The organism is Lysinibacillus sp. EB106-09-02-XG168 (assembly GCF_058791475.1).
Window position 1 is genome coordinate 4,092,863 of sequence record NZ_JBYTDN010000003.1, and the last position, 11,923, is coordinate 4,104,785.

Sequence of the window (11,923 nt, forward strand, 5' to 3'; positions counted from 1 at the left end):
AAAGGCACGTAGTACACTTTACTACGCGCCTTTTTGGCCAACAGATGTTTTTTGCGCGAAAGCAAAGCGTCAGCAGCATGATGTTGATCACTCAGTCGTTGCCACAGGACGTGGCGTTCTTAGACTGAGTTCCTCTATTTCAAAGGGTGTTTGGACACCCAATGAAATAAGTTAGATTTATTTTCCTACAAAAGCCGGTGCTCTTTTCTCTACAAACGCATGAATTCCCTCTAAATGATCAGTCGTTTTACGCATCGCTTCTTGCCCCGCTGCTTCCATAGATAAAATACTCTCTAATTGCGGTAAATTTTGAGCATGTAGAATTTTTTTAGTCGTAATCATCGATGCAATTGGAGAAGCAAGCATTTTTCCTACTAGTTGGTCAGTAATCGCAAAAACAGTCCCATCTGGCGCAACGTAGTCAATTAACCCTTCATCATGTGCTTCCGCTGCTGTTAATACTTTACCTTCCCAAATCATTTGTTTAGCTTTGACAGTACCCACACGTTCCTTCATAAAGAAATGGCCGCCACCATCAGGGATGAGTCCTATTCCGATGAAGTTCATAGCGAGCTTACTATTTTCACATGCCACCACTATATCTGCCCCTAGCGCTAGACTAAAGCCTAATCCAGCTGACGCTCCATGAACCGCTGCAATGACGATCATCGGTAGCTGGTAATATGCTTTGACAATACGTGTTAAATAAACCATTGCCTCATTAATATTAAGTGGCTTATCTGGATCCATCATCGCTTTAATATCGCCACCTGCTGAAAAGACTTTTCCTTCCCCACGAATAACGAGAACTTGTATTTCTTGTTCTTGCTGTAGTGCCTCAAAGCATTCTGCTAGTTCGCGCATCATCACACCGTCCATAGCATTCATGGCATGTGGACGATTTAATGTTAATGTTGCACGGCGTTCTAATTTCTCTAATGTAATCGTTGAAAATTCCATCCCAACACCCCCAAATATGAATAGTCATTCACTATGTACTATTCGTGTTTTTTTAGAAAACTCCTTCTATCCTACGCAAAATTGCACTTGATATGCTATATTTAATGACGAATATTGATTTAAAGGTGGTTAATGGTTGTGACACAGAAAGACTATCGTGTATTACTTTATTATAAATATATAGCTATTGAAGACCCTGTGGCATTTGCAGAGGAACATTTAGCACTTTGTAAAGATATCGGGCTTCTTGGTCGTATTTTAGTTGGCTATGAAGGCATTAATGGAACCGTTTCAGGTACAGTCGAGCAAACTGATGCTTACATGAATCATATGAAGGCAGACCCTCGTTTTAGTGACATTATGTGGAAAATTGATGAAGTTGAAGGGCATACCTTTAAAAAAATGCATGTGCGCCCACGTCGAGAAATTGTGCACCTTGGTTTAGAAGATGATATTAATCCTTTAGAGATAACAGGAGATTATTTATCACCAAAGGAATTTATGGAACATATGCAGGAGGACAATACGGTAGTTATTGATGCACGCAATGATTATGAATATGACCTTGGACATTTCCGTGGCGCTATTCGTCCAGATATTGAAAACTTCCGTGACCTACCAGCTTGGATGGAGGCCCATAAAGAAGATTTTGCTGGCAAGAAAGTTTTAACTTACTGCACAGGTGGTATCCGTTGCGAAAAATTCTCTGGCTGGTTAAAACGTGAAGGCTATGGAGAAAGTGTTGGCCAATTACATGGTGGTATTGCCACGTATGCTAAAGACCCTGAAGTAAAAGGTCAACTATGGGATGGACAAATGTTCGTCTTTGATCGTCGTCGCAGTGTACCCATTAATCAGGTCGAGCATGTGATTGTCGGTAAGGATTTCTTCACTGGTGAACCAACAGAACGTTATACAAACTGTGCAAATCCTGAATGCCATAAATTAATGCTTTGCGAGGAAAAGCACGAGGCCTTTTATATGCGTAGCTGTTCAGACGAATGCCGTCGCGCAGAACGTAACTTCTTTGTTGAAGAGAATGGTTGGACAAAAGAGCAGATTGAGGAACAAATCGCTCAAATCGCTCAAGTTCAAAATTCTTCTTTATAAGAAAAAAGAGCATCATCCATTTGTGGCGATGCTCTTTCATATTTTTTAGGATTTCTTCTATGTCTGTGAAGGAATACACTTTCTCGCCATACCCGAGCGATTATTTTCCACACTTAAATTCCCTTCATTCACCTTTTGCTAAGTAACGCCCTACCTGTCGACCACTAAATAAACAACCTCCAACAAATGTCCCTTCTAAAGCACGGTAACCATGTACACCGCCACCACCAAACCCACTAACTTCTCCAGCTGCAAATAAACCTGGTACAGGCTGACCATCCGCACCTAACACAGCACCATTCAAATTCGTCTGTAAGCCTCCTAATGTTTTACGCGTTAAAATATTTAAGCGAACTGCAATAAGTGGCCAATTGTTAGGATCTAATATTTTATGGGGCTTCGCAACGCGCACAAATTTATCACCTACATAGTTTCTTGCACCATGAATAGCATTAACCTGTAAGTCCTTTGAAAATTTATTGTCCATTTCACGATCTCTTGCTAAAATTTGCTCTTTTATTTTGACAAAATCGAGAAGGCCATTGCCAGCCAATTTGTTCATCCCATCAACTAATTCCTTTAAATCATTAGCAATAATAAAATCTTCACCATAATTTTTAAATGCTTGAATGGGAGCAGGTGGTCCTGGCAGAACACGTTTCAGAACATCCTTAATACTTTTATTTGTTAAATCAGGATTTTGCTCAGAACCCGATAAGGCAAATTCTTTTTCAATAATTTTTTCCGTTAAAATAAACCATGAGTAATCATAGCCAGTTTTTTGAATGGCTTCTAATGTGCTTAACGTATCAAAACCAGGAAAATTAGGTGCTCTAAATCGATTGCCCTCCGCATCAAACCATAACGATGAAGGGCCCGGCAAAATTCGAATACCGTGATTGGGCCAAATTGGGTCCCAATTTTTCAAGCCTTCTGTATAATGCCACATGCGGTCTCGATTAACGATACGTCCCCCCGCATGCTCCGTAATTTCTAACATTCTACCATCTACATAAGCAGGTACACCACTAACCATATTTTGGGGTGGTGTACCAAGTCTAGCAGGCCAATTTTTTCTGATTAAATCAAAATTTGCACCTATCCCACCGCTCGCCACAATAATCGCGCCCGCTTCATAAGAAAATTCGCCAATGCCTAGCCTTGAGCTTTTTTCGCCGCGAATTGCATAGCTTTGCGCCAAAACTGTGCCACTAATTCCTGTAATTTTTCCATCTTGTTGCATAAATTCATCGACACGATGTCTTGGTTTAAAATCTATATAACCATTCTTTATAGCCTTTTTCACCTTTTCAACAAAAGGCTTTACAATGCCTGGTCCGGTTCCCCAAACGATATGGAATCTAGGTACAGAATTACCGTGGCCGCCTGCTAAGGATCCCCCTCGCTCTGCCCAACCGACGACAGGAAAAAACTTAATCCCCATAGACTTTAACCAGCTATATTTTTCACCAGCTGCAAAATCTACATAAGCTCTAGCCCATTTGTATGCCCACGAATCTTCATCCTCCAAGCGATCGAAGCTAGCTGTTCCTTGCCAATCCTGCCATGCCAGCTCTTTACTATCCTTAATACCAAGCCTTCTTTGCTCGGGTGAATTCACTAAAAAAATACCCCCAAAGGACCAAAATGCCTGTCCCCCCATTGAATTTTCAGGTTCTTGATCTACTAATAGAATTTTTTTCTTTGCATCCGCTAACTCACAGGCAGCTACTAACCCTGCCAGTCCTGCACCGACGATTGCTACATCATACATCATTTACACCCCCTAAAAATCAATCTTCCTTTACTTACATTCTTCTCTAATTGACGGTTTACCTTCTACACATCATAATTTTGACAAAAATGTGACAAGAAAAAAACGTTCGCTTTCCTCCACTAAACAAAGAAAGTTTCCAACGTATAATTTTCTACCTAAAATATTTGTTAAACGCCCATGTAATCTGACTTAGCATATATCGGTAGCGCTTTCATTGTCCTTCCCTAAAATACGAATGATATTTAGCATAACATGAAATAATGTTCGTTTTTAGTTACTAAACAGACGCCCACAGTCATAAATTTTAATCTTTTTCAGAAATATTGTTGACAAAGGTGAACAATAAGGATTATGATGTTAACAATTAAATCACACGAAAATATAACGACGGAGACACGCTAGTCGCTAGAAAATCCAAAGAGAGCTGATGGTTGGTGTAAATCAGTGATTTCTACGATAATAGTTCCACTCCTGAATAGATAAGCCGAACATCTCCAAAGTAAGCTTATCCGTCACATGCACGTTACGCATATAGCTAAGACTGCTAGAAATTTTTAAGCAGTGATTAAGGGTGGTACCGCGAACCAATGTTTATTATGCCTTTCGCCCCTTACAACACAATATCTGTGTTTGTAAGGCGCGGAGGGCTTTTTTTATCTTCATTTTGTAACACTTACAAAATGAAGATGCCTCTGTCGGATGTCATTGATTTTGAAAAGAATAAATTGTGCAAGCACAATTCAAAAACCAGACGCAAATACGCCAAGGCGAAATTGTTATTGTTCTCATTTCTACAAAGGAGATTTGTATGCTGTAAGATATACAATCTCTATAAAATTCAGACTGTTTCGTCTATAAAGAACACTAAAATTTTTTAATTAAAAGGAGCTAATTACAAATGACTACATTACAAATGACTACTGCAACAAAGGCAATTAACGTATTTATAGCTGACCCACTAAGTGAAGATGGTATTTTCCCACTACGCCAAGAACAAGATCTAGACTTAAACATCATCGTTGATACTGGTCTTGCATCAGAAGAGTTAATCGAAAAAATTGCAGATGTAGATGTTTTACTAGTACGTTCTCAAACAACGGTAACACGCGAAGTAATTGAAGCGGCTAAAAACTTAAAACTTATCGGACGTGCTGGAGTAGGTGTAGACAACATCGATCTAACTGCTGCAACTGAACATGGCATTATCGTTGTAAATGCACCAGACGGTAACACTAACTCTGCTGCTGAGCACACTATTGCCATGATGACTTCACTTGCTCGTCACATCCCACAAGCATTCAATACACTTAAAAATGGTAAATGGGATCGCAAATCTTATGTTGGGGTTGAGCTTAAAAATAAAACTTTAGGTGTTGTAGGCTTCGGTCGTATCGGTGTGGAAGTTGCTTATCGTGCAAAAGGTCAACGCATGAACGTTATGGCATACGATCCATTCCTAACAGATGAGCGCGCTAAAGAGTTAGGCGTAACAAAATCAACAGTTGAAGAAATTTGTGCAGCAGCTGATTTCATTACAGTACACACACCTCTTCTTCCTGAAACACGTAATCTTATTAACAAAGAGAAATTCGCTATGATGAAAGATGGCGTGCGTATCATTAACTGTGCACGTGGCGGTATTATCAATGAGGATGATTTATATGATGCAATCGAAAAAGGTAAAGTAGCTGGTGCTGCTCTTGACGTATTCGTAACTGAGCCAGCAACAGATCATAAGCTACTTACTTTACCACAAGTAATCGCAACACCTCACTTAGGTGCATCTACAATCGAGGCACAAGAGTCTGTAGCTGTTGACGTATCAAACGACATCATTAAATTTTATAAAACAGGTACTGTAACTAACCCAGTGAACATGCCATCTATCCCGAAAGAGTTGCTTGCACAAGTTGAGCCATTCTTTGAATTAGCTGAAAAACTTGGTTCATTCTTATCTCAACTTACAACTGAGCCTGTGAAAGAAATCAACTTATCTTATGCTGGTGAAGTAGCAAATTATGATGTTCGTCCATTAACGTCAAACGCGTTAAAAGGCTTATTAGCTAAAAATCACGGTAATCATGTTAATGACGTAAATGCTCGTTACCTATCTGAACGTATCGGCATGAAAATAAATGAGCATAAAACAACAACTGCTAAAGGCTTCACTAGCTTAATTACGATTGAAATTAAAACAGTAAACGAAACACACACAGTTGCTGGTACATTATTAAATGGTTTAGGTGCACGTATTGTTAAAGTAGAAGACTATGTTGTTGACGTTATTCCACAAGGTCACCTTCTTTACATTAAAAACACTGACAAACCAGGTGCAATCGGCCGCGTAGCGACAAAGCTAGCAGAAAAAGATGTGAACATCGCAACAATGCAAGTTGGTCGTGCACAGGTTGGTGGAACAGCTGTCATGATGCTAACAGTCGATAATGCTGTATCAGAAGAAGATCTAACATTCGTTGCACAGCTTGAAAATATTGATGAAGTAAGAGCAATTAACCTATAATTTTGCTTTAGAAGCAGGGAGTACAAATACTCTCTGTTTTTTTGTTTTGATAAACTTTAGAAACAAAAAAATGTACTGATTCTATGATTTAATCAGTACATTTTTGTCTTATAGCTTACTTATAAGTTCTAATAATGCAGTTAAAGAATCAACTTCATATGTTGGAGTGACAACACCATTTGGTGCATTGTTTTCACGATTGATCCAAACGTTGCGCATACCAACACGAGAGGAGCCTAAAATATCCGTGTTTAAGTTATCGCCAACCATGATCGCATCGTCTGCTGTAATACGTGCTTTTTCCATCACATATTCGAAAATAGAGGCATCCGGTTTCCCTTTGCCAAAGTCCCCAGAAATAATGATATGGTCAAAATATGGCGCGATTTCTGGTGTTATTTCCAGCTTTAAATTTTGTAAACTTGGTGCTCCATTTGTCAGTAATGCGAGCTGATACTTTCCTTTCAGCTTATCTAGCACATCAAAAGTATCTTCATATAAGAATGGAGACACTTTACGCTCTGCCACAAAGCGCTCCCCTAGCTCCGCCCCTAGTTGTGCATCATCAATGCCAAGAGCTGCTAAGCCTTTTGTCCATGCCTCTGCACGATAGCCCGGTACGATATTTTTCATTTTTTGGAAATAATCTGTTGGATCATCAAATGTGCCCCAAAGTCCTTCAAATGGGTTAATGCCGATTAACACCGTATAATCATATGTTTCATAGCCTTCGTAAAGTGCACGTGCTTCTTTACGCACAGCTTCCTCAAGCTCAGCCGGATTCACATTATGTAGTGTTGCTGCATATTCGCATGTTTTTTCAAATGCTGTTTTGACGGATTTTTTATCCCATAATAGCGTATCATCTAAATCAAAAATAATAGTGTTAATTGACATTGTGTCAGCTCCTAGCTTCCTATAAGTATAATTATTTTAGCATATATTCAAAATATTTAGCATAGCGTTTTTAGTTTTTCATGCTCGATTTGAACAGCAAAAATTTAGGTTCATCGCCATAACGTGGGGTTGATGTCTATTCCATCTGAGGGCGTTCAAATTGCAATAAAAATCATGACATACGCTTTTACAAATGCCATCCCTAACTTCTAATGATGAGCCTAATCCTAGTCTCTTCTACTATTGATTTTTCCTACGCAATCTATCCATTAAGCTTTGTATATTAGCCTTTTTTTGTTCTGTTTCTTCTTTTAAAATTTCAAACTGGTAGATGCCGTCCACTTCTTCAATTAGTACACGATCGCCTACTCGCACTGGCTTATTCATAGCGGACTGTAAAATGATTAGCTGTTCCTCTTCCTCTGGGTACTTCAAAAAAACTGCATATCCATCTTCAATACGGTCTAAGGTGTATTTAGTCGAGTTCACTAACGATATCCCCTTTCGCATTACGTAATTGCGCAGCATCTCCATCATTCAACCAAATCTGTTTCTTTGTCCATTTTAAATAGTTTTGACCTTCTCGTGCGTTTGAGCCACTAGTGACATAAAACGTTTTCCCTGGCTGCAATGTCACATTTGGGAAATTAAAAACTTGAGCTCCTTCAATTGATATAAGCTGCCAATCCTTTAAGGACACTGCTTCATTACTATCATTTTTAATGCCTACAATTTCCTTTATTAAATCCTTACTAACAATTTCAACATTTGTACTCGTCGTTTGTGGCGTTGTTGGTGCTGAGGTAATAGTTCCAGACCACTCCTTCGAATTCACATCATAGTTTACCCCATCTGTCGATACGATAACAGTTCTCGCTTCTGCAGTTGCGTAAATTTTACTGCCAATTGCTTGTAAACGCTCAACTACTTCAGCATGAGGATGACCATACTTATTGCCCTCACCATAGCTTAAAATTGTTACTTCAGGATGTACTGCCTGAATGAACTCTGCAGAGCTACTCGTGTTAGAGCCATGATGGCCTGCCTTTAAGATTGTGGCTTTCACATCGTCCTGCATCATCTCTTTTTCTAACGCTATTCCCGCGTCGGCTGTTAATAAAAATGATACATTACCATATGCAAGTTTAAAGACAATGGAAGCATCGTTATTATCTGTTGCATTTTCATCGGCGTTTAACACCTTTATATTTATATCATTATCAAACGCAATACGGTCGCCTGTTTTCGGAATATTATAAGGAATATTCTTCGTATCAATAAGTGTCAGCATCTCTTCGAAAGTTTGAGATGTATGTACCTTCCCTGAATCATAAAATTGTCCAATATCTATCGAGTTTAACACAGGAATTAAACCACCAATATGGTCTGCATCAGGATGGGTTGCGACTACAATATCAAGCTTGTTCACACCGAGTTCCTTCAAATACGAAACAACCTTTTGACCCGCTCCTTTAACGCCTCCATCAACAAGCATTGTTTTTCCGTTTGGCGATTCAATAAAAATCGAATCTCCTTGTCCTACATCAATAAAATGTACGCGCATTTCTTGTCCCGCAGTGACGGATACTTTCTTCGTTTTTGACGTCTCCGTGCAGCCTGCTAATAAAAAAATACAAAGGAACATTACTATTAATTTTTTCATCTCTAACTTCCTTTCTACTTTTCTATTATACAAAAAAGAGAGCTATCCATGAGCTGGTGGGTGTTCGATGAGTTGCAAGATCAATTTATAACGGATTAAAGTTATACCCATTTTGTATAAAATGTTCAACCATTTTCTTTGTTTTCATGCGAATAAAATAATAAGGCTCTTGCATTGCCTGCGAAACACTAATAGTCTCATCTACTAATGATTCAACTACAGTATAATGTTCAAGTAATGCAGGTTTATCATTTTCATCTATCGTCCCCGACAATAACACAGCGTGTACACTCGCTAATGTTGCAGACTTTGCCACACCTAATGGCGCTTTCCCATGTAATGTTTGACGATCTGATTTTCCTTCACCTGTTATTACAAACTCGGCACCTTCTAAATGCTTTTTTAACTGTACTGCATTCATCACAATCTCAATACCTGCATGAAAACTGCCGTTTAAAAAGGCGATTAACGCGCCTCCCATCCCACCTGCAGCGCCTGCCCCTTTGTAGTCATGTAATCGAATACCAACATGCTTTTCAACAATGTCCGCAAACTGCTTTAAGCAGCTATCAAAATAAGCAATTTGATGCTCTTTAACACCTTTTTGAGGCCCAAAAACAGCTGTTGCCCCTTGCTCTCCAATCAGTGGATTATCAACATCACAGGCAATAATAAATGTCGCTTCAGCTAATCGGGAGTCTAACTGACTGATATCAATTGAAGCTAAATCTAGTAGTGCCGATATTCCATCCTCAATTAAAGTGCCATCTTCTTTTTTCAGTTGCAATCCAAGTGCCTTTAACATGCCCATACCAGCATCATTTGTCGCACTACCGCCGATTCCGACAATAAATTTTCTAAACCCTTTATCAAGAGCCGCCTTGATTAGCTGCCCCGTCCCATACGTCGATGCAAGCTCGGGATTTTTTTCTTCATCTTGCAACAGCATAATACCAGATGCCTGAGCCATTTCAATAACACATGTTTCATTATCACCAAGCACACCATATCTCGCTTCAATTTTTCTCCCTAATGGATCAAGTACACGGTATGAAAAATATTGACCTTCTGTTGAAGTAACAAGGGCTTCTAGTGTACCTTCACCACCATCTGCCACTGGTAAAATGACTGTTTCAATCGATTGATCAACATCCAATATTCCTGCCTGCATGGCACTAGCCACATCGATGGCCGACAAAGTCCCCTTATAGGAATCTGGACTAATAACGACTTTCATGTTATACCTCCACTCATTTTAGTTAGATGCTTATCATCATTATAATTCAGACTAAAAACATTCCTGAGCTTTTATCGGAATGTTTCTTGGATTTATCGGAATAAAAAAAGGCAACCCGAAAAACATCAGATTGCCATCTTGTTTATGCCTTATATAATTCATCTAAAAACTCAATTTTTTTACCGATTGCCTCTTCAAACGTCATGATGTAGGCAGCAGGATCTTTTGGATTATGAAACTGTGTAATCTTTCCTGTCTCAGGATGAACAAATTTAGAGGAGGCTCCACAGCCAATCCCTAGAATAGTCTGTACTTCTTCCATGATGACAATATTATAGATACTTTCTTCGCCAGCTTTACTGTAGCCGACATTTTCTAAATTACCTAAAATATTTTTTTGACGATATAAATAGTACGGTACATATTCATTTTCCTTCGTCCATACTTGCGCCATATGCATCATTTCTGCAACAGTATCACGGTCTGCTACCTTGTACTTGTCCTTATTACGTGTCATTTCTGATGCACGTTTAAATGATAACGTGTGTACTGTTAGCGATTCTGGCTGCATTTTTGCAGATTCATCTAACGAATTTCGGAATTCTTCAATTCCTTCATTCGGCAAACCAATAATTAAATCCATATTAATATTATTCATACCTGATTCACGCGCTAACCAGAACTTATCAATTGTTTCTTGTACCGTATGATGGCGACCAATTGCTTTAAGGGTCTCATCTGTGTACGATTGTGGATTAACACTTATTCGGTCAATGCCCCATTTTTTTAACACTTCTAGTTTTTCAGGCGTAATCGTATCAGGTCTGCCCGCTTCAACAGTTACTTCGCGGATTGTTTCAGGATGCGGGAAGGAGTCATACATCGTCTGATACAAAGCATCCATTTCATCAGCCTCGATAGATGTCGGTGTACCACCACCCCAATAAATGGATGTTATTTTCATGTTATTATCCTTCAGCCATTTACCCATTTCCCGTAATTCAATATGCAATCCATCTAAAAATGTTGCCACTCGCCCTTGCTTGCGATTGCTGCCAATCGCATACGCTGGGAAAGTACAATAGGCACATTTAGTCGGGCAAAAAGGAATGCCAATATAAATACTTATTTCTTTACCGATTTCATCTATATCAGGAATCGTCACTAACTGACGTTCAACTATTTCTTTAAGTAGTGCTACCTTTTCCTCTGACAGACGGAAATCACGAATTAGGATATCAGCAATTTCTTCATCGCTTTTTCCGGCCTTTCGAAATTTATGGTACAACTTAGTCGGACGTACGCCCGTTAAAATTCCCCACTGTTGTTGCATGCCCGTATGTTGCTCTAGCACATCTAAAAATACGTGTGACAAAGCACGCTTCATACGAATATTTAGCTCACGTCCTTCAGCCCCAGATTCGTATTGAATACGGTAATCATTCGTATAACGCTTACCATCTACCTCAAGCATAGCTTTTGTAGAAATGGAAAAATCATCACCAATGTTATATTCGAATGACACTGTCATATCTGTTCCATCAGCTTCTACCTTTAACTTGGAATCCTCAAAAAATAAATTCGCAATATGATTTAATACGCGAATCCAATCCTCAGGATATTTTTGATCTATGTGAATAATTTTCATTGTCTTCGCTCTTTTCTCTCAAAAATTACAGCACCAATAGTTTAACAAATTTTCATAACGTTAAGCAAAGCTACAACTAATGACAGAACATTCCGTTTATTAATACAAAA

The 11,923-nt window shown here is 39.0% G+C and carries 9 protein-coding genes and 1 other annotated feature; of the genes, 2 read left to right on the forward strand and 7 right to left on the reverse strand.

The features are described 5' to 3' along the window. Positions 1 to 177: 177 nt before the first annotated feature. On the reverse strand, positions 178 to 960 hold the full coding sequence (locus AC3WSO_RS20750) for an enoyl-CoA hydratase (protein ID WP_492533351.1): 783 nt from the start codon (positions 958 to 960) through the stop codon (positions 178 to 180). A 138-nt stretch (positions 961 to 1,098) separates the two neighbouring features. Here AC3WSO_RS20750 and trhO point away from each other — a divergent pair, with 138 nt between their 5' ends. After that, positions 1,099 to 2,070 (forward strand): oxygen-dependent tRNA uridine(34) hydroxylase TrhO, encoded by a 972-nt coding sequence (trhO, locus tag AC3WSO_RS20755; protein ID WP_492533352.1) that lies wholly within the window; start codon positions 1,099 to 1,101, stop codon positions 2,068 to 2,070. Between the two features lie 124 nt (positions 2,071 to 2,194). Here the strand turns inward: trhO and AC3WSO_RS20760 are convergent, their stop codons facing one another. Further along, positions 2,195 to 3,847: an FAD-binding dehydrogenase gene (locus tag AC3WSO_RS20760; RefSeq protein ID WP_492533353.1), complete on the reverse strand. Its 1,653-nt coding sequence runs from the start codon at positions 3,845 to 3,847 to the stop codon at positions 2,195 to 2,197. A 375-nt stretch (positions 3,848 to 4,222) separates the two neighbouring features. Further along, positions 4,223 to 4,461, forward strand: a binding site (T-box leader). A 299-nt stretch (positions 4,462 to 4,760) separates the two neighbouring features. Between AC3WSO_RS20760 and serA the strand changes: the two genes are divergently transcribed. Then, positions 4,761 to 6,368: a phosphoglycerate dehydrogenase gene (serA, locus tag AC3WSO_RS20765; protein WP_492534437.1), complete on the forward strand. Its 1,608-nt coding sequence runs from the start codon at positions 4,761 to 4,763 to the stop codon at positions 6,366 to 6,368. Between the two features lie 108 nt (positions 6,369 to 6,476). Here the strand turns inward: serA and AC3WSO_RS20770 are convergent, their stop codons facing one another. The 5 genes from AC3WSO_RS20770 to AC3WSO_RS20790 form a co-directional block, all read right to left on the reverse strand. Then, entirely contained in the window at positions 6,477 to 7,265 is a 789-nt protein-coding gene (locus tag AC3WSO_RS20770; RefSeq protein WP_492533354.1) for an HAD family hydrolase, read from the reverse strand. A 240-nt stretch (positions 7,266 to 7,505) separates the two neighbouring features. After that, positions 7,506 to 7,754, reverse strand: a complete 249-nt coding sequence (locus AC3WSO_RS20775; RefSeq protein ID WP_492533356.1) for a DUF3006 domain-containing protein — start codon at positions 7,752 to 7,754, stop codon at positions 7,506 to 7,508. Further along, complete coding sequence (locus tag AC3WSO_RS20780) at positions 7,741 to 8,928, reverse strand: MBL fold metallo-hydrolase (RefSeq protein ID WP_492533358.1); 1,188 nt, start codon at positions 8,926 to 8,928, stop codon at positions 7,741 to 7,743. The genes AC3WSO_RS20775 and AC3WSO_RS20780 overlap by 14 nt, the downstream gene beginning before the upstream one ends. Before the next feature lie 85 nt (positions 8,929 to 9,013). Beyond that, positions 9,014 to 10,165, reverse strand: coding sequence for a glycerate kinase (locus AC3WSO_RS20785; protein ID WP_492533359.1), 1,152 nt, complete (start codon positions 10,163 to 10,165; stop codon positions 9,014 to 9,016). Positions 10,166 to 10,307: 142 nt separating this feature from the next. After that, the gene (locus tag AC3WSO_RS20790) at positions 10,308 to 11,813 is read right to left on the reverse strand and encodes a coproporphyrinogen III oxidase (RefSeq protein WP_492533360.1); all 1,506 of its coding nucleotides are present in this window, start codon (positions 11,811 to 11,813) and stop codon (positions 10,308 to 10,310) included. Positions 11,814 to 11,923: the final 110 nt, after the last annotated feature.

Bases quoted from the DNA above. Each gene is read 5' to 3' on its own strand.
- AC3WSO_RS20790 (WP_492533360.1), bottom strand. From the start codon at position 11,813: ATGAAAATTATTCACATAGATCAAAAATATCCTGAGGATTGGATTCGC.
- AC3WSO_RS20785 (WP_492533359.1), bottom strand. From the start codon at position 10,165: ATGAAAGTCGTTATTAGTCCAGATTCCTATAAGGGGACTTTGTCGGCC.
- AC3WSO_RS20760 (WP_492533353.1), bottom strand. From the start codon at position 3,847: ATGATGTATGATGTAGCAATCGTCGGTGCAGGACTGGCAGGGTTAGTA.
- serA (WP_492534437.1), top strand. From the start codon at position 4,761: ATGACTACTGCAACAAAGGCAATTAACGTATTTATAGCTGACCCACTA.
- AC3WSO_RS20770 (WP_492533354.1), bottom strand. From the start codon at position 7,265: ATGTCAATTAACACTATTATTTTTGATTTAGATGATACGCTATTATGG.
- AC3WSO_RS20750 (WP_492533351.1), bottom strand. From the start codon at position 960: ATGGAATTTTCAACGATTACATTAGAGAAATTAGAACGCCGTGCAACA.
- AC3WSO_RS20780 (WP_492533358.1), bottom strand. From the start codon at position 8,928: ATGAAAAAATTAATAGTAATGTTCCTTTGTATTTTTTTATTAGCAGGC.